This window comes from Nocardioides sp. 616 (assembly GCF_002930065.1).
In the GTDB taxonomy this organism is placed as follows: Bacteria; Actinomycetota; Actinomycetes; order Propionibacteriales; family Nocardioidaceae; genus Nocardioides; species Nocardioides houyundeii.
In genome coordinates this window covers 516,576-542,621 of record NZ_POAG01000017.1, presented here as the reverse complement: position 1 = coordinate 542,621, position 26,046 = coordinate 516,576, and the positions used below count along the sequence as shown (strand labels likewise).

The window sequence follows — 26,046 nt, the reverse complement described above, 5'->3', positions numbered from 1 at the left end:
CATGACCGATCTGATCACCCCGGTCGGCGCCGAGCCGGCCTCCGACGCACCCACCGGGGCCAGCGAGCGGCGCGGCTGGCTCATCCTGGCCGCACTCCTGGTCAGCGTCCTGGTCCCGGCTGCGGGCATGTTCGCCGACGTCGAACGCGAGATCGTCGGGCTCCTGGCCATCGTGATGATGCTCGGCCTGATCTTCATCAAGGCCCCCGTCGCGGTGGCGCTGATGGTCCCCGGACTCCTGGGGACCCTGGCGCTGCGCGGCTTCCCGGCGATGAAGAGCGGCCTCACCGACCTCCCCTACAACTCCACCGCCACGTGGACCCTGAGCGTCATCCCGATGTTCGTCCTCATGGGACTGCTGCTGTGGCAGTCGGGCATCACCACGCGGGTCTACGACACCGGGCGCGACTGGCTGGGCTGGCTGCCGGGCGGTCTCGCCATCGGCACCAACTTCGCCGGAGCCGGGCTCTCCGCGGTCAGCGGCTCGTCCATCGCCACGACGTACGCCCTGGCCCGGGTCGGGGTCCCGGAGATGATCAGGGCCGGCTACGACAAGCGGCTCGCGATCCTCGCCGTGGCGGTCTCGGGGCTGCCGGGGCAGCTGATCCCGCCGAGCATCATGCTGGTCATCTACGCCGGGATCGCCGAGGTCCCGGTCGGGCCCCAGCTGATGGCCGGCGTCGGTCCGGGCGTCCTGGTCGCCCTGGTCTTCGCCGTCGTGATCGCCGGCATGAGCATGGTCTTCCCGCGCCTGACCAACGTCACCGGGGACGTGGCGGCGAAGCCTCGCACCACCTGGGCCGACCGCTGGCGCAGCCTCGGGGGCGCCTGGTCGATCCCCGTGCTGATCGGCATCATCATCGGGGGCATCTACAGCGGCACGCTCACCGTCACCGAGGCCGGCGCGGTGGCGGCGCTGGTGGCGATGCTGCTCACCCTGTTCTACAAGCGCAACGACAAGCCGTTCGCCGCCATCGGACAGGCCTCGGTGAGCACCGTGGCGTCCACCGGCGCGATCTTCTTCCTCATCATCGGCGCCACGATGTTCTCGCGGATGCTCACCCTGTCCGGGGTCACCCGGGGGATCGGTGAGTGGATCATCGACATGGAGCTGCCGTCCTGGCAGTTCCTGCTCCTGATGACCCTCATCTATCTGATCATGGGGATGTTCCTGGACCCCCTGGCGATGATGCTGCTGACGGTGCCGATCCTGATCCCCACCCTGGAGATCCTCGACATCTCGCTGCTGTGGTTCGGCGTCTTCGTGGTCTTCATGGGTGAGCTGGCCGTCCTCACCCCACCGGTCGGGATCCTGGCCTACATCATCCACAACATCACCAAGGACCCCGCGGTCAACCGCGGGACCGACATCTCGCTGCGCGACGTCTTCGTCGCCATCGCGTGGATGATGCCCGCCTCGATCCTCATCGTCGTGATCCTCATCGTCTTCCCGGAGATCGCCACCTACATCCCGGACCACACCGGGGGGTGATGAACCGGCTCCGGCACGCGCGCCCTCAGGAACGTCTCGACTCGGGTCGTCCAGACAGCTGATCCATCCACCGCCACGGCGTACCCCTTCCGGGTGCGCTCGACCTCCAGAACAGGAAGCCACATGTCCAGAAGCTTGACCCGCTCCACGAAGTGGAACCCCAAGTCCCTCGGGGTGCTCGCACTCGCGGCCACCCTGACCCTCTCCGCCTGCGGCGGTGACAGCGACAGCAAGGGTGCCGAGGGCGAGAGCGTCGCCGCGGGCGCCTCCAAGGAGGAGTACCAGGCGGCCTTCGAGGAGATCGACCCGATCACCATCATCACCCAGACCGCCGGCGCCCAGGGGACGGTGACCAGCGCCTACTTCGAGGCCTACCAGGAGGCGGTGAGCGACTGGTCCGGCGGCAAGATCGAGTTCGAGACCAACTACGCCTACTCCGTCGCCCCGCCGGTGGAGGTCAGCGACGCGGTGGCGGACGGTCGTCTCGACATGTCCTACACCATCCCGGCGTACCAGCCCGACGAGCTGCCGGCGACCAACGCGCTGATCGACCTCAGCATCTCCGCCGACCAGACGCCGCTGGTCGGAGTGCTGCAGCTGCTGGGCTGGTCGCTGGAGACCTCGAACGCGTCGGAGGAGATCCTCGACGAGTACGAGGCCATCGGCCTGCACCCCCTGCTCCCGGTCTACTCCCTGGGCCCGGACGCGCTGTTCTGCGCGGAGCCGCGCTCCTCGCTGGCGGACTTCAAGGGCGTGACCAGCCGGATGGGAGCCCGCCTGCACGCGGCTCAGTTCAAGGCGCTGGGCATGGAGGGCACCAGCGTCGACCTCTCCGAGATGTTCGAGGCGCTGCAGCGCGGCGTGGTGGACTGCACTGTCGCCAACCCGCTGACCGCCGCGCTGACCGGCATCTTCGAGATCGCGCCGAACGCCAAGATCGCTCCGTCTGCCGGGTTCGCCGGCGGCGTGGGCTCCATGGTCATCAACCAGGACGTGTGGGGCGACCTGCCGCTCGCCGCGCAGCAGCTGCTGCACGACCGCCTCGACGTGTTCGTCAAGGAGCAGATCGGGGCCACCCTCAACGCGATCACCGAGACGGTGGAGTCCACCAAGAAGTACGACGGTGAGCTCGGCCTCTTCGACGACGACGTGGTGAGCGCCCTCGAGACCGCCAACGAGGGTCTGCTGGAGGAGAGCCGCAAGGAGCTCGCCGGCGTGGACGACCCCGCGGCGTTCGTCGACGGCTCCATGGAGAACATGAAGCAGTGGCGCGACGTGGTCACCACCGACCTCGGCTTCGACCCGGAGATGACGCCGGAGGAGTTCGTGACCTGGTACGAGGAGAACGACAAGGACCTCGACGTGTTCGACGAGTTCCTCGCCAAGCTCTTCGACGAGGCGATGGGGGAGCGTCGCCCCAGCTGACCTCTGCTCTGCACCTCGGCCCCGTCCCGCGACACGCTCGCGGGGCGGGGCTGCGCTGTCTCAGGACCCGCGCCATCGACGGTGGTCCGCCGGCGCTGGTGAAGAGGAGTGTGCACGATGTTGTTCGGCGAGGTGGCCGTCTGCGCCTGCAGCTGCGGCGCCTGGCACGCCACCGTGGTCGTCGTCGATCAGCGTGACTCTGTTCGTCGACTACGAGCCCAGTGACGCGACCCAGAATGTCCTGGTCTTCATCCCGTTGGGCGTCCTGCTGCCCCTGATCGCCGGAACCCGCTCGCTGTGGCGGGTGGCGAGTCTCGGGGTGCTGCTCAGTCTGCTGACCGAGACTCCCCAGTTCTTCAGCGACCACTTCCTCGACGGTGGTCACGTCGCCGATAAGCGACTTCTTCTTCCACGCGGTGGGGCGCCAGTGGGCTACGGCATCGTCATGATGGCCACGCGAATGCCGGTCCTGGCGCGCTTGGCCGATCGGATGCGCTGGCCGCCAACGCGTGCGGTGAACCAGGGCGAGGCCCGCGCGAGAGCCTCAGCACCGGCCGATCCGCAGCGGCCCTTGCGAGCCGCTGCGGATCGTCGCTCAGGAGCTCACTGCAGCTTGACGGCGTTGCCTGCTTCGCTCTCGAACCAGCCCTTGGCCAGCGTGAAGCCGTCGTCGGCGTCGTTGCTGACGGTGCACAGCTGGGTCTGCCGGTACGCCGTGCGCTCGTCGATGCTCTCGCCGAAGGTCATGTTCGGGGTGAGACCCAGCGTGTCGACCGTGGAACCCTGGGCTGCCTCGATGATGCCGGCGGGAGTGGCGTCACCCTGCTCGATCGCGTTCTCGACGAACGTCAGGAGCACCTTGGCCGCCAGCCATCCGTTGACGTAGGAGCCGTGCGCAGGCAGGGACGGGTCGAGCGCTTCCTTGAACTCGGTGTTGCCCTCGCTCTCCTGGTCCCACAAGGGGTAGGAGCAGGTGGACAGCAGCTGCTCCTCCAGGGTGGCGGCGATCGGAAGCTCCATGAGCGACTTGGTGTACGCGACCCCGGGGGAGAGGATCTGCGCGTCGTAGTTGAGGGAGGACAGCGCTCCGGCGGTGGCCAAGAGGCCGCCAGGCCCCATGCCCAGCAGGATGTGGTCGGCCCCGGCCTTGCGCATGGCGGTGACCTGCGCCGTGAGCTCCTGGCTGGTGGAGTCCGCGGAGGTCTCGGCCACCAGCTCGACACCGACGGTGTCGCTGACGGCGTCGACGCCTCGCTTCACCGCCTCTCCCATGGCGTCTGCCTGGAGGATGGCGCCGATGCGCGCGTCGGGATCCTCCTCGAGCACGTGGGTCAAGAGGTTGGCGGTGTCCACCTCGACCGCGGTAGCCATCGAGAAGCTGTTCTTCTCCGGGAAGGGGCCCTTGAGTCCCAGGGCCAGCACCTGGTCGTCGCTGGTGAACGCCCGGATCGCGTCCGTGGTCGGCGTCCCGTAGCTCAGCAGCGCGGCGATCTCGTTGCGATTGCCCTGGTAGAGCTGTACGGCCTTCTGGGGGTCGTACTGGGTGTCCACGGTCTTCACGACCACTTGGCGACCACCGATCCCGCCGTCGGCGTTGACCCGCTCCAGGTAGGCGTCGAAGCCCGCCTGGATCGGCTTGCCGCCAGCGGCGGCGGGACCGGAGAGGTCGTTGAGCGAGAGCAGGGTGATCGTGTCGCCGGTGACTCCGTTGCCCGTCTTCACACCACCGTCCGAGGAGCTCCCGTCACCGTCCGGGGCAGCGGTGCAGGCCGTGACTGCGAACAGCCCCACGGCGAGGAGGGCGGCGGCGCGGGTCGGGCGGGCTCTGCTCATGGTGGGCTCCTGCTCGTTGACGGGTGGTGCTGGGTCGGTGGAGCGTCCTCAGGCCACCGGCTGCTGGCCGCCGAGGTAGGCCGCGGAGAGCCGCTCCTCGTCGAGGAGCTCGCTCGCCGGACAGCTCAGGACGACGCGGCCCGACGCCAGGACGACCGCCTGGTCGCTGATCGACAGAGCCAGGGAGGCGTTCTGCTCCACGAGCAGCACCGTGACTCCCTGGGCCGCGATCCCGGCCACGACCTCGGCGATCCGCTCCATCATCAGCGGGGAGAGCCCGAGGCTCGGCTCGTCGAGGATGAGCATCTTGGGCAGCCGGAGGGTGGCCCGGCTGATGGCGAGCATCTGCTGCTCCCCGCCGGACAGGTAGCCCGCGCTCATGTCGGACTTGTCGGCCAGCACCGGGAAGTCGGCGTACACCTTCTCGACCGCCGTGGCGAGCTCCTGCTTGTCCAGTCCCTGGCCGCCCACCACGAGGTTGTCGTGCACGGTGAGGTCGGTGAAGATGTGGCGCCCCTCCAGGACCTGGGCCACCCCGAGGCGGACCAGGTCCCAAGGGGCGCGGGTCTCCACGCGCTCCCCGCCGAACAGGATGGTCCCCGAGCGCTCGGCGCGGTACTGCGGAAGCAGCCCGCCGAGCGCCCGGAGGAGCGTGGTCTTGCCGGCGCCGTTGGCGCCGAGCACCGTGGTGACCTTGCCGGTCTCGGCCGCGAGCGTGACCCCGTGAAGGGCGACTGCCCCTCCCGGGTAGGTCACGGACAGGTCGTTGACCTCAAGCACGTCTCAGCTCCTGATCTTCGCTGGTGGGCAACCGGGTCACTGCAGCTCGACGTTGGTGGCGGCGGTGCTCTCGAACCAGTCCTTGACCACGGTCACGCCGTCGTCGCCGTCATCGCTGACGGAGCAGACCTGGGACTCCCGGAAGGGGGTGCGCTCGTTGATCTCCTTGCCGAACGTCATGTCGGGCGTCAGGCCGTCCGTCTGGACGGTGCTGTGCTGGGCGGCCTTCATGATGCCGGCAGGCGTCAGGTCGCCGTCCTCGACCGCGGTCTCGAGGAATTCGTGCAGCATCCGGCCGGCGATCCAGCCCAGCACGATGGTCGCGTTCGGCTCGGTGTCGCCGAGGGCGGCCTTGAACGCCTCGTTGCCCTCCGACTCCTGGTCCCACTGGGGGTAGGAGCAGGTGATGAGCATCTGCTTCTCCATGGTCGGACCGACCGGGAGGGCCAGGAGCGCCTTGCTGTACGCCACTCCGGGCGACAGCAGGGTGGCGTCGTAGTCGAGCGCCGAGACGGCGCCGACCGCGGCGATGGTGGTGCCCGGGCTCAGACCCATGAGGACGTGGTCGGCCCCGGCCTTGCGCATCGCGGTGATCTGCGCGGTGAGGTCCTGGCTGGAGGCATCGACGCTCGCCTCGGCCACGGTCTTGTTGCCGGTCTCGGCGAGCACGGCCTCGACCCCACGCTTGACGCCGTCCCCGACGGCGTCCGCCTGGTAGAGGACCCCGACCTTGGCGTCCGGGTGCTCCTCGTAGATGTAGGTCAGCAGGTTGGCGGTGTCCACCTCGAACGCCGTGCCCTGGGCGACGCTGTTCTCCTCGGGGAAGGGCCCCTTGAACGCCAGGGCGAGCAGGTCGTCGTCCAGGCTGAAGGACCGGATCGCGTCCGTCGTGGGAGTGCCGTAGGAGACGACGGCAGCGACGTTGTCGCGGGCGCCCTGGTAGAACTGCACGGCCTTCTGGGGGTCGTACTGGGTGTCGGCGGTCTCCAGCTCGATCTTGCGGCCGTCGATGCCACCGTCCTTGTTGAGCTGCTCGACGTAGGCGTCGAGTCCGGTCTGGACCGGCTTGCCACCGGCGGCGCCGGGTCCGGACAGGTCGGTCAGCGACAGGATCCTGATGGTGTCGTCGGTGACGCCGTTGCCGGTCTTGAGCCCGCCGTCCGCGTCGCTGCCCTCGTCGGGGGCGGCGGTGCAGCCGGCTGTGCCGAGCAGGCCGACCGCCAGCAGGCTGGCGGCGATTCGCTTGCGTGTGTCTCGCATGTGGGTGGATCCCTTCACGGTGTTTCTGGATGGATGTCCGGCTGGTTGCCGAGGTGGGGCTAGTGCTGCTTGTCGTGTTTTGCGCGCCCTCCACCGAGATGACGCCCGAGCTGGGAGAGGCCCCCGGCGATGCCGTTGGGAGCCAGGCACATGACCGCGACGATGATGAGGCCGTAGGCGATGAGCGCCAGGGTGCCGGTGTTGAAGCTGCTCGAGGTGCCGCTGGCCTGTTCCACCAGGCCCAGCGCGGAGCTCACCTCGTTGAGGATCGTGGGCAGTGCGATGATCAGCAGGCCCCCGATGACGGCGCCGCTCACCGAGCCCAGGCCGCCGACGATGATCATGGCGATGTACTGGATCGACTGCTCCAGCCCGAAGGTCTCCGGGTTGAGGTAGCGCAGGTAGCCGGCCAGCAGGGCGCCCGAGAGACCGCCGAGCGCCGCCGAGAGGGCGAAGGCGGTGACCCGGACCCGGTTGACCGCGATCCCGGCAGCAGCCGCCGAGTTCTCGTTGTCGCGGACCGCCCGGAAGGCACGTCCCCAACGGAGCCGGCCCAGGGTCGCCACACAGGCCCCCACCACCAGGGTGATGAGGCTGAGCAGGACGAACCACTTCATGTCGCCGGTGACCAGGCGTCCGGCCAGGCCGGCCGACTCCGAGAGCTTGGTGCCGAACAGCATCGGAGACTCCACCATGCGTCCGGCGCCACCACCGGTCAGGGAGCGGAGGTTCACGAACAGGTGCTCCCCGACGTAGGCGATCCCGATCGTGCCCACAGCCAGGTAGAGGCCGGAGAGTCGCAGGGCCAGCGGCCCGATGGACAGGCTGGCGATCGCGGCGACCAGCATGGCCAGGACCGCGGCCACCGGGTAGGGGAGTCCGTGGTCCGCGGCCACAGCCGCGGTGAAGGCCCCGAACCCGACGAAGACGGCGTGCCCGAGGGAGAGGATGCCTGTCGTGCCCATGGCCAGGTTGAGACCGATGGCGGCGACCGCGGCGATCAGGCCGAAGTTGACGACCGAGAGCATCTTGGCGTCGCCGGAGGCCAGCAGCCCGACGGCGAGCAGGAGGGTCAGCCCGGCCGCGACTCGCGCCATCGGGGTGCCCAGGAGGTTGACCTGGGCCCGGAGCTCGGAGGGTGCCAGCGCCTTCACCGGAGTGGTGGCGGTGCCGGCGCGTGCCGGCAGCTCGGAGGTCGTCTCAGGCACGGATCACTCTTTTCGTTCCGAAGAGCCCCTGGGGGCGGACGAGCAGGACCAGCACCAGGACCAGCCACGGCACGATGACGTGGAAGTTCTGGCCGATGACCCCGGCGAACGGGGCCTCGTAGCCGGCGACCAGCGTCTGGATGATGCCGATGAACACCCCGCCGACGACCGCGCCGTTGATGGAGTCGAAGCCGCCGAGGACCGCGCCGGGGAAGGCCGCGAGGGCGATGAGCCCCATGTGCGGATCGATAGCTCGGGGGTAGCCGGCGAGGAAGATGCCGGCCAGCACGGCGAGCACCCCGGCCGTGGCCCAGACGGCGATCGTCATCCGGCGGGTGTTGACGCCGAGGGCCGCGGCAGCCACGGGGTCCTGGGACATCGCGGTGATCGAGATCCCGGTCCGGCTGCGACGGAACCAGATCGCCATGGCACCCACGATCATCCCGGTGACGGCGATGGCGAAGATGCTGGAGGTGGTGAGCGCGACCCCGGCGACCGTGACGCTGTCGGAGCCCCAGGGGTCACCGATTCCGAGCTTGTCGGTGCCGAAGGAGGCGGCGAGCACCGCCCGGATCAGGATGCCCAGCCCGAGCGTGCCCATCATGACCGCCTCGTGCGAGAAGTGGCTGAGCCGTCGTACGACGGTGCGCTCGATCAGCACCATGAAGGCGGCGGTGCCGATGATGGCCAGCAGCGCCGCGACGCCGAAGTTGAGGCCGAAGCGTCCCGGTCCGAACCAGTAGACGAGGAAGGCGCCCATCGCCATCACGTCGCCCTGGGCGAAGTTGATGTGCCCGGTGGACTTGTAGATCAGGACGAACCCGAGGGCGACCAAGGCGTAGACGCAGCCGAGCGAGGCCCCGCTGACGATGAGTTGTACCAGCTCTTGCACGTCATGTCTCCGTTGTCGCTGGGGCTGAGTTGCCGAGGTAGGCGGCACGCACGCGTGCGTCCTTCTGGATGTCTGCGGGGCGGCCCTCGGCGATGACGTGCCCGAAGTCGAGGACCGTGATCCAGTCCGCCACCTCCATCACCATGGCCATGTCGTGCTCGACCACCAGGATCGACAGGTCCCGCTCCGCACGGATGCGGGCGAGGATCTGGGTCAGCTCTGCGGTCTCGGTGGGATTCATGCCCGCCACCGGCTCGTCCATCAGCAGCAGGGTCGGGTCCGAGGCCAGCGCCCGGGCGAGCTCGACCCGCTTGCGGGTGCCGTACGGCAGGTCGCCGACAGCGGTGTTGCGCAGCTCGAAGAGGTCGAGCAGCTGCAGCACCTCGGCGACGGCCTGACGGTGCTCGAGGTCCTCGCGGCGCGAGCGCCGCCACAGCAGCAGGTTGCCGGCGATCGAGGAGCGCATCAGCGGGTGCCGGCCGACCAGGGCGTTCTCCATCACCGTGGCGCCGGGGAACAGCGACAGGTTCTGGAACATCCGGCCGACGCCGGCGGCGGCGATCGTGTGCCTCTTGGCCGTGGTCAGATCCATGTCGCGGTAGCGCAGCGAGCCCTCGGTGGGCCGGGAGAAGGCGCTGACGCAGTTGAACATCGAGGTCTTGCCGGCGCCGTTGGGGCCGACCAGGGCCACCACCTCACCCGAGCGCACGGTGAAGCTGACGTCCTCCAGCGCGGTCACGGCGCCGTAGCGCAGCGTGACGCCGTCGACGTCGAGCACGACGTCCCCGGGTCGGTCCTGTGCGCGAGTGCCCGGCGTTGCCGGCTCGGCGGGACGGACGGTCATGGGCAAACCCCTCATGCCACGTATCGAACAGGTCCCCAAACAGGGCGAATGATGGGCATCATATGCACACCCGATGTGAGGCACGCAACACCTAAACCACCATACGGTTGGTTAGTTACCCAATTTCTGCTGATCGTTGACAACCATCCGGTTGGTGGGTTCACTGAGTGGCGAGCCGGCCGGGACCCCCAGTCCTCCAGCCGGAGCCCAGCAGGTGTCATCGAGGGGGAGCAATGCCAGCGGTGCAGCCGTGGAACAAGCGGATCCTTGCGTTCCAGCCCAGCTCGCTGGTCGCGCTCGAGCAGTGCGAGCGGCACTACCTCCGGGTGCACAGCCCCTGGGCGGTCCGCGAGATCCGTCGTATGGACGACATCGTGAGCTACCACACCAACCTGATGCTGGGTCAGTGGGACCTCCTGGGAGGCTTCCACCAGGCGCCCGACCAGTGGCGCCTCGCCACGATGCGGTCGCGACCCGGAGGGCACGCCGGCTTCCCGCCCCCGATGCTGGGCTTTCTCAGCCAGGACCACGAGAGCTTCCTCAGCCACCTCCGCGGCTTCGCCGTCGAGGAGTCCGTCTGGCTGGACCGGCGCTCCGGCCAGCTGACCAGCGACAAGTACGTCATCGTGCTGGACCGGCCCGAGGGTCTGGACCAGGCGGCTGCCCACGAGGCCGCCGAGGTCGTCCAGCACCGACTGCGCGAGCTCCTCGAGGACGCCTACGGCGCCCGACTGATGGTGGCCAACCGGGTGCTGGCCGAGAGCGAGTACGACGAGGGGCGCGAACCCGGTCAGCGGATCACCTCCCGCTCGGCCAGCGACTCCTCGCGGGTCTCCTACCTGGAGATCTACTTCGACCACCAGGAGTGGGGCGAGGAGTTCTTCGCCCGTGCCGACGTGCAGGACGCGGTCCGCTCCTCTCCGTTCGCCCCCGGGCAGTTCGCGGGCTACCACGTGCTCGAACGCGCCGGGCACGACAAGCGCCCCGCCTGAGCTATCGGCTCCGGCCCCTCCCACGAAGGATCATTTCTTGACCACCCCCGTGCACTCTGTCGCCCACATGTTCGAGCCGATCGACATCGGCCCCCTCACGCTGCGCAGCCGGTTCATGATGCCTCCGCACGGCCTCTCCGTGGGATCCCTGTGGGCGTCGGAACGGGCAGCCAGGCGGGGCGCGGCCTACTGGGGTAGCAGGGCCGCCGACGGCGTCGGGCTGGTCTGCGGGCTCAACGGATTCATCGACAACAGCCTCGTCGTCCCGGGCTTCGACCCAACCGGGGTCGGCGCCGTCACCCGCGGCGTCTTCCGGATGCCGCACTTCCGCGAGCGGGCCGGAATGTACGTGAGGGCGGTCAAGGAGGGCGGCGCCCACGCCGGGATCCAGCTCATCGCCCAGGGCGCGACCCCGCACTCGCCGTCCGGAGTGCTGGCCAACTACACCAACAACCTCGTCCCGCACGTGCTGACCCGGTCCGAGATCGCCTGGTTCGTCGAGGAGTACACCTTCTCCGCGGCCGAGTCCGCCGCCGCCGGCCTGGACGTCATCGAGCTGCACGCCAACCACGAGGACCTGCTGCACCTCTTCCTCTCACCGGCCACCAACAAGCGCACCGACGAGTACGGCGGTGACCTCGAGGGACGCAGCCGGTTCGTCCGGGAGATCCTGGCCGGGGTCCGCTCGGTCATCGGCGAGGGCATGGCGGTCGGCGTCCGGATGAACATGGACGAGCTCTTCGAGGGCGGCTACGACCTGGCCGGCGGCATCGAGATCGCCCGGATGCTCGAGGCGACGGGACACGTGGACTACATCCACTGCGTGATGGGCAACAACTGGGGCGCGCCCAGCTACATCCAGCCGCACGTCTATCCGGTGGCCGGGTGGGCCGATCTCGCCGGCCAGGTCAGGGCGGCGATCGGGCTCCCGGTGATCTACACCGGCCGGGTCTCGACGCCCCAGGCTGCGGCCGCCGTCGTCGCCCAGGGGCAGGCCGACGTGGTGGGCCTGGCCCGGGCGATGTTCGCGGAGTCGCGGTTCGTGTCCAAGACGCGGTCCGGCGACTTCGACGCCGTACGTCCGTGCATCGGGACCAACGACTGCCTGCACCGCACGATCGTCGACGGCATCCCGTTCTCCTGCAGCGTCAACCCCGGCACGGGGCACGAGGTCGACGGTCCTCTGCCTGCGGCCGACCCGGCCCGGACCATGCTCGTGGTGGGCGGCGGGCCGGCAGGGATGGAGACCGCCGCGCTGCTGGCCGAACGAGGCCACCGGGTCTCGCTGTGGGAGCGCGAGAGCGAGCTCGGAGGACAACTCAGGTCGGGGCGCCAGGTCTCCGAGAACGCCGCGTACGGCGACTTCGTGGCCTTCCAGGAGCGACGGCTCGCCGCCTCGGGTGCGCAGGTCGAGCTCGGGCGCGAGGCGACCCTGGAGGCCGTGCGGGCCGCCGAGGTCGACGTCGTGGTGGTCGCCACGGGCGCCCTGCCGCGACGCCCCGACCGGCCCGGGTTCGACGCTCCGCACGTGGTGCAGGGCACCGACGTGCTGCTGGGGGCCGAGCAGGTCGGCGAGCGGGTCGCCGTGGTGGCGATGGAGGACCACATGCAGCCCTTGACGATCGCCAGCCACCTGGTCGAGCAGGGCAAGAAGGTCACCATCTTCTACCCCACCCCGAGCGTCGCGCCCCTGGTGGGGAAGTACTCGATCGGCGCGGTGATGGCGAAGCTCTCGGCAGGCGGGGTCGAGGTCAAGGTGATGGAGCAGGTCAGCGCCGTGGTGGGGGACCGGGTGGTGACCAAGAACGTCTACAGCGGGGTGGAGCAGTCCTACCCCGGCTTCGACCACGTGGTGCTCGCCTGCGGTGGCGACGCCGACTCCAGCCTGTACGACGAGCTCGCGGAGGCCGGCGTCGAGGTGCACGTCCTGGGGGACGCCTACGCTCCCCGTCGGATCTCGTTCGCCACCCGGCAGGCCTACGCGCTGGCGGCCCGGCTGTGACGGGCAAGCCGGGAGGTGCGGGCGCACCCCGGAAGAAGTTCGTGCAGTTCCAGCCCAGCGCCCTGCGCAGCGCCGAGGAGTGCGAGCGCTACTACTCCGAGGTGCACTCGGTCTGGGCCATGCAGGCGCTCCGGGACGCCCCGTCCCTGGTGAGCTACGAGACCAACCTGGTGGAACGGCAGTGGGACCTCCTGGGTGGCCTCGACCAGCCGCCGGACCAGTGGCGGTTCGCGGTGCTGCGGGAGACCGGCGACTCCCCGATGTTCACCCCGTCGCAGGGGCGGGTGCTCGGGCACGACCACCAGGTCTTCCTGCGGGACCTGCGCCGGTTCGACGTCGAGGAGACGGTGCGGTTCGACCGGAGCAGCAGGTCCCTGGCCGCGGCCAAGTACCTGCTGGTGCTGGACCGGCCCGACGACCTGGACCCGACCGAGGCCGCGGCGGCGTTCGAGTCCCTGCTCTCCGGCCTCGTCACCGGCCTCCAGGAGGCGCACGGGGCTCGACGGCTCGTGGCCAACGTGGTCGTCGCCGAGCGTGGCAGCGCCCCGGGCCGCGAGCCCGGACAGATCCCCACCGACGAGACCCTCCCGACCCGGCGCCTCGGGTTCGTCGAGCTCTGGTTCGACGACCGGGTGTGGGGGCGGGAGCACCTGGGGTCCCAGCCGGTACGACGACTCCTCACCGACTCGCCCTTCGCGCCTGACCGGTTGGTGGGCTACGAGGTCGCCGAACGGGTCGCTCACGACAGGAGGCCACCGGCATGACGAGCGCCGCCACGACGAGTGCGCCGGGTACGGACCCGGCGCCCAGCCTGCTGGAGCGGGTGACCGCGCTGTACCACGACTACGCGTGGGCGGTCGACGACCAGGACTACGACGCCCTGCGCGGGCTGCTCACCCCCGCCGTCCGTCTGACCGCGAACGACTGGGAGGCCGAGGGCGTCGACGACTTCATCGCGACCTACCAGCGTCTGCTGGCAGGACTGGCCGGTCCTTGCCGTCACGTCATCAGCAACGTGCGGGCGAACCGGTCCGCGGGCGGCGTGATCCAGACCGGCGCCTACTTCCAGGCGGTCTTCCACGCAGAGTCGGCCGTGCGGATCCAGACCGGGCGCTATCGCGACGTCCACGTGGAGACCCCTGTGGGGCTCCGGATCGTCCACAAGCGGATCGAGATCGACCCGACCCACACGCTCAGGAGCCTCACATGACGCTGGAGTCCTCGCGAGTCCCGCCCGCCCCGGCCGAGGTCTACGAGCCGATCTTCGGCTCGGAGCCCGGTCTGCGGCGACGGATCCACGCACAGGCCTCCCACCTCACCGCTGACTACCTCGCCTGGATGACGGCACTCCGAACCAAGGGGATCCTCCCAGGGCGGCTGGTGGAGCTGGTCCGGCTCCGGGTCGCCTTCCACAACCAGTGCCGCAGCTGCATGGCGATCAGATACTCCACGGGCGACGTCAGCGAGGATCTGGTCTGCTCGCTCGAGAAGCCGGAGGAGGCCGAGGATCTCACCGAGCCCGAGCGCGCCGCACTCGCGTTCGCCGACCTCATGGCGACCGACCACCTGCGGATCGACGACGCGACCTTCGCACGCCTGCACCAGCACTTCACCTCCCCCGAGGTGATGGAGCTGTGCCTGTTGGTCGCGACGTTCGTCGGTTACGGACGCATGGACTCTGCCCTCGCGATGACCGACGACCTCCCCGAGGAGTACGCCGATCCCGACGCGACGGTGGCACCGTGGCGACAGGCGCCCGTCACCTTCCTCTGAGCCGACGGACGTCGGCGGTGGCCCACCGCCAGGGCGGTGACGGCCAGCGCGATCTCGGCCGAGGCGACGGCGGTGGCAAGAGCGCTCAGCACCGTGCCGTGGCCGGCCGTCTCGTGCAGTGCCCACGCGTGGTGCACCCCGAGCATCAGCCCGGCCATCACCCCGGTGGTGGCCCAGGCCAACGGTGAGCCGCCGCGCCACAGCGCGACTCCGCAGGGTGCACAGAGGGCCACCATCACCACCATGAGCGCGGCCGGGCCCGCCGACATGTGGTGCAGCATCAGCAGGTGGAGACCGAGGGCCGAGGTCACCAGGGCGGCGCCGAGCCGGCCCAGGTCCCGTTGGGTGGGCACGGGGCCTACTCCGAGATGGTGTCGATGACGGTCTCGTAGACCGCCGGTCGACTCCGCTTGAGCCAGACCGCCTGCGCCAGCCCGAAGACCGGGAACGCCGCCATGGCGACCAGGAACGTGATGGTCAACGACCCCGTCCGCGGAGCGCCCGTCTCGTCGACGTCGCCGAGCAGCAGGGAGAAGTTGGAGAACAGGATGACCGTGACGACCGTCAGCCCGAGGAACCCGAGCAACGGTGCCACCGCGGTGTGCCAGATCGTCGCCTCGACCTTGTTGCGGGCGAAGTAGACGATGACGGCCGCACAGGTCAGGGCCATCAGGACCACCACGGCCACGGTCGCGATGCCGCTGAACCAGGTGAACACCTCCAGGTAGGGATCGAGACCGAAGGCGGCGAAGAGCGCGACGGCCACCAACCCGACGATCGAGGTGATCAGCGACGACACGTGCGGGGACCGCTGCGACTCGTGCACCGACCCGAGCTGACGGGGGAGCAGGCCGGCGTTGGACATCGAGTGGGCGTAGCGGGTGATGACGTTGTGGAAGGACAGGATGCAGGCGAAGAGCGAGGTGATCAGCAGGATGTTGACGATCTCGGCTCCAGGCGCCCCCAGGTAGCGGTCGCCGGTGGTCACGATGAACCCGTCGAGGTCCTCGGCCACCTCCACGGCGAAGCCCTCGCCCCAGCCCTGCACGATCGCCCACGAGGAGAAGGTGTAGAACACCGAGATCAGCAGCACCGCGCCGTACGTCGCCCGTGGGATGGTCTTCTCCGGCTCGCGGGCCTCGTCGCGGAAGATGGCGGTGGCCTCGAAGCCGATGAAGCCGGCCATGCAGAACATCAGCGCCAGGCCCGGGCTGCCCGAGGTGACGGTGTCCGGCTCGAACGAGCTGGCCGAGATGCCGTCGGCACCCCCTTGGAACAGGATGACCACGGCCAGCAGCACCACGATGCCGACCTCGGCGATCAGCAGCACGCCGAGCACCTTCGAGCTGAGCTCGATGTGGCGGTAGCCCAGCACGCCCACCACGCCGACCAGCACGAGCGACCAGACCCACCAGGGCAGGTCGAGCCCGGTCTTGTCCTCGACCCAGCCGCCCAGGGCCAGGCCGATGAAGCCGTAGACGCACAGCTGCACCGCGACGTAGGTGAGGATCGCGATCCAGGCGGCCGCCAGCCCGGCGGGGCGGCCGAGCCCGTAGCCCACGTAGGTGAAGAACGCGCCGGGCTTGGAGACGAAGCGGCTCATCGTGGCGAGGCCGACGGCGAAGAGCAGCAGGATGGCGCCGCCGATGGCGAACATGGCGGGCGCGCCGGCGCCGTTGCCGAGTAGCGCCGCCAGCGGGAAGCCGCCGCCGATGACGGTGAGGGGGGCGGCGGCGGCGACCACCATGAACACGATGGCCCCGGCGCCGAGCGAGCCGCCGAGCCGGTTCTTCTGGGGCTGTCCTTCGGGTCCCGGAGTCAGGACCTCCGCGGTCTGCGTCATGTCGTGGTCCTGTCCTGCTAGTTCTCGGCGTGGCAGTGGCCACCGGTCGGGGCGGACTTCGGCAGGTCGAGCGCCGGGTTGCCGTCGAAGAAGCCGACGGGCTTGAGGTGGAACCCGATGTAGGCCACCGGCATGACGGGCCAGTCCTCGGGACGCACCACGTGATGGGTGCCCAGGGAGTACCAGACGACGACGTCGGTGTCCTCCAGGGGCGCGTCGTCCTCGAGGTAGACCGGAAGGCCCTGGACCTCGCCAGACTGGTACATGTAGTCGCCGGCGGCGTACAGCTCCCGGGGGTGGTAGGCGGTGACCCAGAGCGGATGCTGGACGAAGCGGGCGCGGTCGTAGATGTGGCTGCCCGGCATCACGAAGGGCGCCACCACGCCACGAGGCTCGATCTTGTATGCCGTGGCCTCGCCGAGCTCGTTGAGCTTGTCGGACTTGATCACCCAGTAGCGGTTGGTCTCGTACTTCCAGTCCCTCGCGCCCTCGGCCTCGGAGGTGATGGGGGTGGACCGGGTGTACCAGGCGTTGCCCCAGCTGTTGAGCTCGCCGTCCTCCTCCGGCACCGAGTCGACCTCGTGGACGGTGTTGTTCTCGCCGTCCACGGTCATGTCCATGCGCACGTTGAAGAAGTGCTGGTGGTGCGGACCGTAGAGCCCGGGTGCCACCAGGTTGCCGTACTTGGAGCTCTCGCCGACCGCGATCGAGTTGGTGGTCAGGATGCCGGTGAGCTTGGTCTCGAACTCGATCGAGCCGTCGGTGTAGAGGTACCAGAAGAAGCCGTACTCGTAGTTCCCCACGGTGCAGAACATCGAGATCACCAGTCGGCGGGACCGGCGCACGGCGAGCTCGCCGGTGCGGAAGTCGGTGTGCTTCCAGCCGACGCCGAAGTCCTCCTCGTGCATGCAGATGGCGTTGGGGATGACCACGGCGTTGCCCGCGGAGTCGTTGACCACCCCGTCGAAGTAGTAGATCTCCCCGAGGCAGTCGCAGCCGAGGACCAGGGAGTTGGCCGAGAGGCCCATGCCGACCTCGCCCATGTCGAAGACGTTCTTGTTGCGCTGGGTGGGCGCGACGTCGCCGTAGGGCACCACCATCTCCGACAGCGCGGCCCGCCACATGATCGGGCGCCGGGTGCCGCGGTCGGTGTAGGAGACGTCGTGCAGGGTGAGGCCCTCGCGGGGGTTGAAGCCGACGCGGACGTGCCAGTTCAGCCACTCCACCTGGTAGCCGTCCACGGTGAAGGAGGCACCGTCGGGCTGGGTGATGGCGATCTCCTTCATGCCCTCCCGCGGCTTGGTCAGGGCCGGCCGGTTCTCCTCGGTGAACATGAAGCGGTCCAGGTAGTTGCCGGCCTGCGGCGGCAACGGGACCACCTCGAGGTCCTCCACCTCGATGACCGCGTTGGTCGAGAGGTCGAACTTCACGATCAGGCCCTCCACCGGGCGGGCGTAGCCGTTCTCGCCCTCCGCGGTGCGGACGAAGGTGAGGGGACGCGAGATCCAGGGACTGTTCCCGTGGTCGTCCTCGGCTCCGTAGTAGCCCGCGGGCCACGGGTCGACCATGCACAGGTCGAAGTCGGTGACGCCGCGCTTGCGCATCGCCTCCTGCCAGCGGGGATCGGCCTTGACGCCCTCCTCGATGAGGAAGAAGTGCTCGGCGAGGTAGGAGGGGAAACGACCCGGCACGGGTGTCCAGGACTCGACGAGGGCTGCACCCAGGTCGACGACCCCTTCGTAGATCAGCTGCTCGTCGGTCTCGAACGCCACGACGAAGGCCTGGCGCGCCTCGTCGCCGGTGAACACCAGGCCCGCCGGCTTGGTCGGCTCGGCCAGGGCGATCGTGACGAACTTGAGGGTCTCGCTCGCATACCGGCTCGCCTTCACGATGCCGGCCGCAGTCTCGACCTCGGCCGCGCTGAGCGGGTCGAGCGGGTGGGCGGTGGTGACGGAGACGTCGGTCAGGGTCATGGAAGCACCTTTCGAGGCCGCATGCTCGCCGGTCATGCGCCGGTTCCTCGGAACATAATCAACATCGTTGATTAATATGTTTCGGGCGGAAGAAGACCCTGTTTGCGTTGCGTGTCCACCACCGCACAGGACGCCCTCCGGGCGCCGTACGGGGCGTCGGGCAGTGGGGTCGGCCGGGTCAGACGAGGGCGCGTAGGACCGACTCGACCAGGGCCTGCAGCCGTTCCTCGGTGCCGGTCTCGGGCAGCAGCAGGGGATTGGCCTGGGCGCCCGACACGACGGTGAACAGGAAGTCCAGCGCTGTGGTGCGGTCGAGGTCCGGGCGGGCGGTGCCCTCGAGGACCATCTCGTCGAAGATGCGGTCCAGCAGCGGGCGCTCCAGCTCGACGAAGTCCTGCCAGATGCGCTGGAGCCGCTCGTTGTGCTGGGCGTAGTCGAAGAACGGGATGACGATCAGCGCCTCGCGCCGGGTGACGTCGTCGAAGGGGAACATCTCGTGCAGCAGCGCCCGCAGGGCCTTCGAGCCCGTCAGGACGTCGCCGCCGGCGGCGAGGAACCGCTCGTGGGTCGCGTCGGTCGCGGCACTGAAGACGGCTCCCACGATGTCGGCCTTCGCCGGGAAGTATCGCGCCAGCGCCCCGTTGGACAGTCCCAGCTCGTCCGCGAGGCGCCGCATGGTGACGGCGTCCACGCCCTCGGCGGCGATGATCCGCCAGGCGGCTGCCACCACCTGTCGTCGACGCTCGTCGTGGTCGACGATCTTGGGCACGGCGAAAGTCTAGGCCCCGGGATCAGCGTGGGTCGCGGATCCTCAGCCTGACCCTCAGCCGGACGCTCAGCCGGATTCGGTGGTCGCCTCCAGGTAGCGCAGCCAGTCGCCGTGCTCGGAGATGTCGCGCCCCGCGGCCGCGGCGTCAGCGGCACAGGCGAAGCCGGGAACCCAGGAGCCGTCTGCGAGCTCCACGCGCCCCAGCGCCATCGGCTCCGGGAGCGCGGCCAGGAAGTCGCCCAGTGCCGCGACGGGCAGCTGCCACAGCTCGCCGGTCACCGACACCCCGCCGCCGTCGCCGAGCGGGACCCGGACCAGCCCCGGCTTGGGCGGCACCGTGTCCAGAGCCAGCAGACGGTACGCGGAGGAGGTGCGCACCGTGCCCGCCCACCGCGCGGACCGCGAGGTCAGCTCACCTTCGAGGGGCTGGCCGCGACGATGGGCGCCCACGACCAGCAGCGGCACCGACGACGCGCCCGCGGCCACCGGCCACGGGAGCCGCGCCGCCACCGGAGCAGCGGCCCCCGGAGCGGTGACCGGGACCGGCGCCACGGCGACCAGCCGCGCCAGGTCCGCGGCGACGCCGTCGTGGAAGGCCGGCGACAGCACGGTCACCCCGAACTGGGCGACCCCGGCGGACCCCTCGTCCACGGTGCCGGCCGGGACGGCGACCCCACACAGGTCGAGGAGGTTGCAGAAGTTGGTCCAGGTCCCGAGCCAGGAGTTCACCCCGATCGCGTCGGCGGCGACCGCTGCCTGCGTCGGGTGGCCCGGCGCGGTGGGCACGAGCAGGGCGTCGTAGCGGCTCATCACCTCCGCGCACACCGCGTCCAGCTCTGCCAGGCGCGCCAGGTCGCGGACCATCGCCGACCCGCTGAGGGTCCCGGCCCGGGCGATGAGCCCGCCGACGGTGGGATCGATCCCGGCGTCGGGGTCCTCGTGGTGGGCGTCGATGAACGCCCCGACCGCGGCGTGCCGCTCTGCCACCAGGGCCCCGTCGTACAGCAGGCGGGCGGCGGAGAGGAACGGCGCGAAGGACACCGCCTCGACCGTGCAGCCCGCAGCGCGCAGCCGCTCCGCGGAGGCATCGAAGGCGGCGGCCCATCCCGGTGCGAGATCTCCGAGGTCGTCGGGCACCGCGACTCGGGCGCCGGGCGGGGCGGCCAGTGGGGCGTCCGCCGGCCAGGGGCGGGTGCCGGGCCCGCCGGCCATGATCCCCATCGCGGTCTCGGCGGTGTCGAGGTCGCGGGCGAGGATGGTGACCGCGTCCCAGGAGCGGCAGGCCGGCACCACGCCGGCGGTCGAGACCACGCCCAGGGTCGGCTTGATCCCGACCAGCCCCTGGAAGGCGGCGGGGATCCGCCCGGAGCCGGCGGTGTCGGTGCCGATCGCTACGTCGGCCAGGCCCAGGGCCACGGCGACCGCGGAGCCGGAGCTCGAGCCTCCCGAGACGTACGCCGGACGCCGGGCGTCGCGCACGCCGCCGTAGGGGCTGCGCTGCCCCACCAGCCCGGTGGCGAACTGGTCCAGGTTGGTCGCGCCCAGCACCGTGGCACCGGCCGCGCGCAGCCGCGCCACGGCCGCGGCGTCGGCGGCGGCCGGCCCGTCGGCGTACGTCGGGCAGCCGGCTGTGGTGGGGAGGCCCGCGACGTCGACGTTGCCCTTGACCGCCAGCAGCAGGCCGGCGAGCGGCCCGCCGGCGGCCAGCGTCGCGTCGTGCTCGGCCTGCACCTCGGCCTCGGGTCGCAGGTTGATCCAGACCTCGGGCCGGTCGACGTCCGCGACCGCGGCGTACGCCGCGCGCACCCGGGTCACGCGACCGGCTCCAGCACCACGAGCGCGTCGCCAGGGGCGACCTGGGTGCCGGGACTGGCGTGCACGTGCACGACTCGGCCCGGTCCGGGTGCGGACACGTGGGTCTCCATCTTCATCGCCTCCAGCGACACCAGCCTCTGACCTTCCTCCACGACGTCGCCGGCGGCGACCTCGACCTTCCACACGTTGGCCACGAAGGGCGCGTCGACCCGCGAGCCGCCCTCAGGCACCTCGACGTCGACGGCCTCGTCGGCCGGCGTCGCCTCGGCCTCGGCGCGGTCGAACTCGCCAGCCGCCTCCCACGCCGCGCGCTCGGCCGCGAAGGCGACCGACTGCTGCTCCCGGAAACCGGCGATCGAGACGGCCTCGCGGTCCAGGAACGCCTGGTAGTCGGCCAGCGAGAAGGAGCCCTCGCTGATGTCGACGGTGCCGCGTCCGGCGGCCAGGTCGGCGCGCAGGTCGAGCAGCTCCTCGGCCTCCACCGGGTACCAGCTGATCCGGTCGAAGAAGCGCAGCAGCCACGGCGACCCGGGCGGGAACGCCGCGCTGGTCCGGTGCCGGGACCAGACCTGGGTGGTGCGTCCGACGAACTGGTAGCCGCCGGGCCCCTCCATGCCGTAGACGCACAGGTAGGCGCCGCCGATGCCGACCGAGTTCTCGGCCGTCCAGGTGCGCGCGGGGTTGTACTTGGTGGTGACCAGTCGGTGCCGCGGGTCGAGCGGGGTGGCGACCGGTGCGCCGAGGTAGACGTCGCCCAGCCCGAGCACCAGGTACTCGGCCCCGAACACGGTGCGGTGGACGTCGTCGACCGAGGCGAGCCCGTTGACCCGGCGGATGAACTCGATGTTCGAGGGACACCAGGGTGCGTCGTCGCGGACGCCGGCGGTGTAGCGCTCCACCGCCTCGCGGCACGCGGGGTCGTCCCAGCTCAGCGGGAGCCGGACCTGCCGGGACGGCACGACCAACTCGGAGACGGCCGGCAGCGAGTCCTCGATCTCGGTGAGCAGGTCCAGCAGGACCGGGACCGGCAGCACGTCGGGGTCCACGTGGACCTGCAGCGAGCGGATGCCCGGGGTGAGGTCGAGGATCCCGCGGACCGAGCGCTCGGCCAGGGCGGTGTGCAGGGCGTGCACCCGCGCCCGCAGCCCGAGGTCGAGGACCAGGTCGCCGTACTCCACGAGCACGTTGTCGTCGCCACTGCGCCGGTAGGTCACCGGGACCTCACCGGCACGGCGGCGCAGCACGCCGTCGTCGCCGTCGCCACCTGGGCGGTGGGTCGGCAGAGCGAGCGACCGCGCCGAAGGCGCGTCGGCGCCGCGCACCGGGACGAAGGAGACCGTGTCCCCGGGTCGCAGCTGGCCGAGCTTCCACCGGTCCGCCCGCACCACGGTGACGGGACAGACGAAGCCGCCCAGGCTCGGGCCGTCGGGGCCCAGCAGGATGGGGGTGTCACCGGTGAAGTCGAGCGCGCCGACGGAGTAGGCGGTGTCGTGGATGTTGGAGGGGTGCAGGCCCGCCTCGCCGCCGTCCTTGCGTGCCCAGGCGGGCTTCGGGCCCACCAGCCGCACGCCGGTCCGCGAGGAGTTGAAGTGGACGGCGTACGACGTCGCGAAGAGCTGCGCCATGTCGGCCCGGGTGAGGAACTCCGGGGCGCCGTGCGGTCCCTCGGTGACCGCGAGCTCCCAGTGGGAGCCGAGGTCGGGGCGGAGGCCGGGGTCCACCGGCCCGCTCCCGTCGTCGCTCGTCCCGGGCGCGGTGCGCAGCACGTCGCCGGGCCGCAGCGCGCGGCCCCCGTGGCCGCCGAACTGGCCCAGCGTGAACGTCGCTGCGCTGCCCAGGTACGCCGGCACGTCGAGACCTCCGAGCAGGGCGACGTAGGTGCGCAGCCCGGCGGTCGCGTCCCCGATGTCGAGGGTGCCGCCGGGCGGCACGTCGACCGGCTCCCACATCGGCACCGGGGAGCCGTCGACGGTGACCGCGGCGACCGCGCCGGTGACGCAGACCCGGGTGCGGTGGGTGAAGAGCAGCGCCGGGCCCGTGGCGGTGCACTCGATGCCGGCGGCGTTCTCGTCGTTGCCCAGGGCCAGGTTGCCCAGGCGCAGCGACCGGCCGTCCATGGCACCGCTCGGCGGCACCCCCACCTGCCAGAGCCCCAGCCGTCCGGTGACGTCCTGCACGGTGCTCATCAGACCGGGGCGCACGACGGTGATCCGCGGCTCCGGGTCGCCGGCGCCGTCCAGAGTCCGGGTCGAGTGGCTGGCGGAGGTGAACTCCGGCAGCTCCAGGACGGCGCGGAGCATCCCGAGGTTGACCTCGATGCCGTCCATCCGGGTGCTGGCGAGCGCCCCGGCGAGGGCGGCGACCGCCTCCTCGCGGGTGGCGCCGGTCCCGATCACCTTGGCGAGCAGCGGGTCGTAGGCGGTGGTCACCTCGGTCCCGGTCTCGACCCAGCCGTCCACCCGGACCCCGGCGCCGGTGGCCGGCAGCTCCACGCGGGTGAGCAGGCCGGCGCTGGGCCGGAAGTCGAGCGACGGGTCCTCGGCGTACACCCGGGCCTCGACCGCGTGGCCGGTCACCGGGACCGTGCCGGTCGGGTGCTCGTCCAGCATGGCGGTGTCGCCGGTGGCCAGGCGGAGCATCCAGGCGACCAGGTCGACTCCGGTGACCTCCTCGGTGACCGGGTGCTCGACCTGGAGCCGGGCGTTGACCTCCAGGAAGGACGCCTCCTGGCGCTCGGGGTCGTAGACGAACTCCACGGTCCCCGCCGAGCGGTAGCCCAGGGAGGCGGCAAGCGCGCGGGCACAGGTGTGCAGCCGCTCGCGGACCGTGGCCGGGAGCTCAGGAGCCGGCGCCTCCTCGACGACCTTCTGGTGGCGCCGCTGCAGGGAGCAGTCGCGGTCGCCGAGGGAGACCACGCGGCCGGTGCCGTCGCCGAAGACCTGGACCTCCACGTGCCGGGCGCGCTCGACGTAGCGCTCGGCGAAGACCCCGGTGGAGCCGAAGCTCGCCCCGGCCAGCCGGGTCACCGAGGCATGGCCGGCGCGCAGCTCGGTGGGGGTGCGACACACGGTCATCCCGATGCCGCCGCCCCCACCGGTGGCCTTGAGCATCACCGGGTAGCCGATCGCCTCGACCTGGGCCACCGCGTCGTCGGCGTCGCGCAGCAGCCCGGTGCCGGGGAAGATGGGGACGCCGGCGGCGGCCGCGGCTTCGCGGGCGGTGTGCTTGGCGCCGAAGACCCGCAGCTGGTGCGGCGTCGGGCCGACGAAGGCCAGACCGGCGGACTCGACCCGCTCGGCGAAGTCGGCGTCCTCGGAGAGGAAGCCGTAGCCGGGGTGGATCGCGGTCGCCCCGGTCTCGGCGGCCGCGCGCAGCACCGCGTCGGCGTCGAGGTAGCTCTCCCGGGCGGGGGTGGGCCCGAGGCGGACCGAGGTGTCGGCCAGGTGCACCTGGGGGGCGCCGCGGTCGGCGTCGGAGAAGACCGCGACCGTGCGCCAGCCCAGCGCCCGGGCCGTGCGCAGCACCCGGCAGGCGATCTCGCCGCGGTTGGCGACCAGGAGCACCCCCGGGGTGGTCACGCCGGCTCCGTCACGATCATCTCGGCCCGGCTGGGGTCGAAGCCGTTGCACGGGTTGTTGACCTGGGGGCAGTTCGAGACGACCACGAGCACGTCCTTCTCCGCGCGCAGGCTGAGCGTGAGCCCGGGTGCGGAGATGCCGTCGACGATGCCGAGCGCCCCGTCGGGGTCGACGGGGACGTTCATGTACCAGTTGACGTTGGCCACGTGGTCGCGCTTGCCCATCCCGTGGCGGGAGAGCTCGGCCAGGAAGTTCTCCGCGCAGGCGTGCTGGCCCCAGGTGTGGTGGCCGTAGCGCAGCGTGTTGGACTCCCGTGAGCAGGCGCCCCCCAGGGTGTCGTGCCGGCCCACCTCGTCGGCGACCACAGTGAGCAGCGCGTCGGACTCGTTGTCGCGCAGCACGCTGCCGGTGGTGAGGAAGACCGAGTCCTGGGCCTGCAGGGTGGTCTGGGCGCTGTAGGCGCGAGAGGTGTCGTGCGCGTCGTAGGCCAGGAAGTCGACGGCCTGGTTGCCGTCGAGGTCGACGATCGTGAGCACCTGCCCGCGGCTCAGCGTCCGGGACCAGGGTGCGCAGGCCGCAACGGTCTCGCGGTGCACCTCGCGGCTGCTCACAGTCCCAGTCCCTTCCGGAGGTCGGCGGTGTTCTCGAAGGCGCGTCGCCGCTCGGGCGTCGCGTGCCACAGCGGGTCATCAGGCGTGGTCGGCCGGCCGCGCCAGGCCAGCACCTCCAGGGGGCCCACGGTGTACTCCGGCCGGGGGTCCAGCGGGTGGGCGGCGTTGGCCAGCAGCAGCACCACCGGGAGCTCGGTGCGCAGGGTGAGGCTCGCCCCGGGGCCGGCGGAGCCGCGCCAGACGGGCTGGCCGGCCTCGTCGATGCGCACGCCCTGGAAGAACGAGACCGACGGTGGCAGGTCGCGGCGGCCGAGCCCGTGCTTGCTCGCGCCGAGGAGGAACAGCTCGCGGCCGGCGGGGGAGCGACCCTGCGGTGAGCCGTCGCCGTACCGCTCCTGGTTGCGGGACCGGGTCGAGGCGCCGTAGACGGCGTCATGGTGGCCGGAGGTGTCGGCCAGGACCGTGGCGAGCACCCGGCCCTGGTCGCTGAGGAGCAGCTGACCGGCGGCGGTGTAGACCTGCCACTGGACCTTGACGGTGTCGGCGACGTTGAGCCGCTCCCAGGGCATGCCCGCGTGGTGCAGCAGGGTCCCGGCGCAGGCGTCTCCGGTGGGGTCGGTGAGGCGCACCGTGGTGCCGGCGGCCAGCACCCGGTGGCCGTAGCCGCCGCCCGCGATCGTCTCGGCCCACACCACCTGGTCCGCGACGACGCCCTCGGGCAGGGCTCCGGCCCCGGCCGCCGGCACGGTCGGCATGGCGTCGACGACCGTCCCCTCCTGGGCGCGGGCATGGTCGCGGGCTCCCGCGGTGGTGCTGGTGGTGCTGCTCATCGACGCTCCTGGGATGACTTTCGGTTGGTCAAGCGAAAGTCAACGGCGCTCGTACGACCGGGTCGTTCCGGTGCGGTTAACTCTGTGTAACGCGCCCATGAGCCGGCCCGACGCGAGGGCGTCGCG

General features: G+C 70.8%; 21 protein-coding genes. 7 read left to right on the top strand and 14 right to left on the bottom strand.

Annotated elements, in window-relative coordinates; genetic code table 11:
- Position 1 precedes the first annotated feature (1 nt).
- Together C5H89_RS09015 and dctP are read left to right on the top strand one after the other, a co-directional pair.
- Complete coding sequence (locus C5H89_RS09015; RefSeq protein WP_104106654.1) at positions 2-1,492, top strand: TRAP transporter large permease; 1,491 nt, start codon at positions 2-4, stop codon at positions 1,490-1,492.
- A gap of 123 nt (positions 1,493-1,615) precedes the next feature.
- Positions 1,616-2,917: a TRAP transporter substrate-binding protein DctP gene (gene dctP / locus C5H89_RS09010; protein WP_104106653.1), complete on the top strand. Its 1,302-nt coding sequence runs from the start codon at positions 1,616-1,618 to the stop codon at positions 2,915-2,917.
- 603 nt (positions 2,918-3,520) lie between these two features.
- Here dctP and C5H89_RS09000 read toward each other — a convergent pair.
- The 6 genes from C5H89_RS09000 to C5H89_RS08975 are packed head-to-tail and all read right to left on the bottom strand — an operon-like array spanning position 3,521 to position 9,734.
- Complete coding sequence (locus C5H89_RS09000) at positions 3,521-4,750, bottom strand: ABC transporter substrate-binding protein (RefSeq protein ID WP_104106651.1); 1,230 nt, start codon at positions 4,748-4,750, stop codon at positions 3,521-3,523.
- Between the two features lie 48 nt (positions 4,751-4,798).
- On the bottom strand, positions 4,799-5,530 hold the full coding sequence (locus tag C5H89_RS08995) for an ABC transporter ATP-binding protein (RefSeq protein ID WP_104106650.1): 732 nt from the start codon (positions 5,528-5,530) through the stop codon (positions 4,799-4,801).
- A gap of 36 nt (positions 5,531-5,566) precedes the next feature.
- On the bottom strand, positions 5,567-6,790 hold the full coding sequence (locus C5H89_RS08990) for an ABC transporter substrate-binding protein (RefSeq protein ID WP_104106649.1): 1,224 nt from the start codon (positions 6,788-6,790) through the stop codon (positions 5,567-5,569).
- A gap of 59 nt (positions 6,791-6,849) precedes the next feature.
- Positions 6,850-7,998 carry a branched-chain amino acid ABC transporter permease gene (locus C5H89_RS08985; protein ID WP_104106648.1) on the bottom strand — a complete coding sequence of 383 codons (1,149 nt, stop codon included), beginning with the start codon at positions 7,996-7,998 and terminating at the stop codon, positions 6,850-6,852.
- Positions 7,991-8,890: a branched-chain amino acid ABC transporter permease gene (locus tag C5H89_RS08980; protein WP_158647992.1), complete on the bottom strand. Its 900-nt coding sequence runs from the start codon at positions 8,888-8,890 to the stop codon at positions 7,991-7,993. The genes C5H89_RS08985 and C5H89_RS08980 overlap by 8 nt, the downstream gene beginning before the upstream one ends.
- Before the next feature lies 1 nt (position 8,891).
- Complete coding sequence (locus tag C5H89_RS08975) at positions 8,892-9,734, bottom strand: ABC transporter ATP-binding protein (protein ID WP_104106647.1); 843 nt, start codon at positions 9,732-9,734, stop codon at positions 8,892-8,894.
- A gap of 233 nt (positions 9,735-9,967) precedes the next feature.
- On the opposite strand from C5H89_RS08975, the gene C5H89_RS08970 reads away from it, so the two are divergent.
- From C5H89_RS08970 to C5H89_RS08950, 5 genes are read left to right on the top strand one after another with little or no spacing between them, the layout of a single operon-like run.
- Positions 9,968-10,726 (top strand): hypothetical protein, encoded by a 759-nt coding sequence (locus tag C5H89_RS08970; RefSeq protein WP_104106646.1) that lies wholly within the window; start codon positions 9,968-9,970, stop codon positions 10,724-10,726.
- Between the two features lie 37 nt (positions 10,727-10,763).
- Complete coding sequence (locus C5H89_RS08965) at positions 10,764-12,728, top strand: FAD-dependent oxidoreductase (protein ID WP_205304934.1); 1,965 nt, start codon at positions 10,764-10,766, stop codon at positions 12,726-12,728.
- Between the two features lie 41 nt (positions 12,729-12,769).
- Entirely contained in the window at positions 12,770-13,492 is a 723-nt protein-coding gene (locus C5H89_RS08960; RefSeq protein WP_104106644.1) for a hypothetical protein, read from the top strand.
- Complete coding sequence (locus tag C5H89_RS08955) at positions 13,489-13,938, top strand: nuclear transport factor 2 family protein (protein WP_104106643.1); 450 nt, start codon at positions 13,489-13,491, stop codon at positions 13,936-13,938. Before C5H89_RS08960 ends, C5H89_RS08955 begins: the two co-directional genes overlap by 4 nt.
- On the top strand, positions 13,935-14,501 hold the full coding sequence (locus tag C5H89_RS08950) for a carboxymuconolactone decarboxylase family protein (RefSeq protein WP_104106642.1): 567 nt from the start codon (positions 13,935-13,937) through the stop codon (positions 14,499-14,501). The genes C5H89_RS08955 and C5H89_RS08950 overlap by 4 nt, the downstream gene beginning before the upstream one ends.
- Here the strand turns inward: C5H89_RS08950 and C5H89_RS18920 are convergent.
- The 8 genes from C5H89_RS18920 to C5H89_RS08920 all read right to left on the bottom strand — a co-directional run bounded on the left by C5H89_RS18920 (position 14,390) and on the right by C5H89_RS08920 (position 25,920).
- Positions 14,390-14,854, bottom strand: a complete 465-nt coding sequence (locus tag C5H89_RS18920) for a hypothetical protein (RefSeq protein ID WP_162799296.1) — start codon at positions 14,852-14,854, stop codon at positions 14,390-14,392. The genes C5H89_RS08950 and C5H89_RS18920 overlap by 112 nt on opposite strands.
- A gap of 5 nt (positions 14,855-14,859) precedes the next feature.
- Positions 14,860-16,344 carry an APC family permease gene (locus C5H89_RS08945; RefSeq protein WP_104106641.1) on the bottom strand — a complete coding sequence of 495 codons (1,485 nt, stop codon included), beginning with the start codon at positions 16,342-16,344 and terminating at the stop codon, positions 14,860-14,862.
- A 17-nt stretch (positions 16,345-16,361) separates the two neighbouring features.
- The gene (locus tag C5H89_RS08940) at positions 16,362-18,317 is read right to left on the bottom strand and encodes a primary-amine oxidase (RefSeq protein ID WP_104106640.1); all 1,956 of its coding nucleotides are present in this window, start codon (positions 18,315-18,317) and stop codon (positions 16,362-16,364) included.
- A 178-nt stretch (positions 18,318-18,495) separates the two neighbouring features.
- The gene (locus tag C5H89_RS08935; protein ID WP_104106639.1) at positions 18,496-19,086 is read right to left on the bottom strand and encodes a TetR/AcrR family transcriptional regulator; all 591 of its coding nucleotides are present in this window, start codon (positions 19,084-19,086) and stop codon (positions 18,496-18,498) included.
- 66 nt (positions 19,087-19,152) lie between these two features.
- A complete protein-coding gene (atzF, locus tag C5H89_RS08930; protein WP_104106638.1) occupies positions 19,153-20,901 on the bottom strand; it encodes an allophanate hydrolase in 1,749 nt (582 codons plus the stop codon).
- Positions 20,898-24,479, bottom strand: a complete 3,582-nt coding sequence (uca, locus tag C5H89_RS08925; RefSeq protein WP_205304933.1) for an urea carboxylase — start codon at positions 24,477-24,479, stop codon at positions 20,898-20,900. Before uca ends, atzF begins: the two co-directional genes overlap by 4 nt.
- A complete protein-coding gene (locus C5H89_RS19115) occupies positions 24,476-25,090 on the bottom strand; it encodes an urea amidolyase associated protein UAAP2 (RefSeq protein ID WP_240181780.1) in 615 nt (204 codons plus the stop codon). Before C5H89_RS19115 ends, uca begins: the two co-directional genes overlap by 4 nt.
- Positions 25,087-25,920, bottom strand: coding sequence for an urea amidolyase associated protein UAAP1 (locus tag C5H89_RS08920; protein WP_104106636.1), 834 nt, complete (start codon positions 25,918-25,920; stop codon positions 25,087-25,089). The genes C5H89_RS19115 and C5H89_RS08920 overlap by 4 nt, the downstream gene beginning before the upstream one ends.
- Between the last annotated feature and the right edge of the window lie 126 nt (positions 25,921-26,046).

Bases quoted from the DNA above. Each gene is read 5' to 3' on its own strand.
- C5H89_RS09015 (WP_104106654.1), top strand. From the start codon at position 2: ATGACCGATCTGATCACCCCGGTCGGCGCCGAGCCGGCCTCCGACGCA.
- dctP (WP_104106653.1), top strand. From the start codon at position 1,616: ATGTCCAGAAGCTTGACCCGCTCCACGAAGTGGAACCCCAAGTCCCTC.
- C5H89_RS09000 (WP_104106651.1), bottom strand. From the start codon at position 4,750: ATGAGCAGAGCCCGCCCGACCCGCGCCGCCGCCCTCCTCGCCGTGGGG.
- C5H89_RS08990 (WP_104106649.1), bottom strand. From the start codon at position 6,790: ATGCGAGACACACGCAAGCGAATCGCCGCCAGCCTGCTGGCGGTCGGC.
- C5H89_RS08975 (WP_104106647.1), bottom strand. From the start codon at position 9,734: ATGACCGTCCGTCCCGCCGAGCCGGCAACGCCGGGCACTCGCGCACAG.
- C5H89_RS08970 (WP_104106646.1), top strand. From the start codon at position 9,968: ATGCCAGCGGTGCAGCCGTGGAACAAGCGGATCCTTGCGTTCCAGCCC.
- C5H89_RS08955 (WP_104106643.1), top strand. From the start codon at position 13,489: ATGACGAGCGCCGCCACGACGAGTGCGCCGGGTACGGACCCGGCGCCC.
- C5H89_RS08950 (WP_104106642.1), top strand. From the start codon at position 13,935: ATGACGCTGGAGTCCTCGCGAGTCCCGCCCGCCCCGGCCGAGGTCTAC.
- C5H89_RS08945 (WP_104106641.1), bottom strand. From the start codon at position 16,344: ATGACGCAGACCGCGGAGGTCCTGACTCCGGGACCCGAAGGACAGCCC.
- C5H89_RS08940 (WP_104106640.1), bottom strand. From the start codon at position 18,317: ATGACCCTGACCGACGTCTCCGTCACCACCGCCCACCCGCTCGACCCG.
- C5H89_RS08920 (WP_104106636.1), bottom strand. From the start codon at position 25,920: ATGAGCAGCACCACCAGCACCACCGCGGGAGCCCGCGACCATGCCCGC.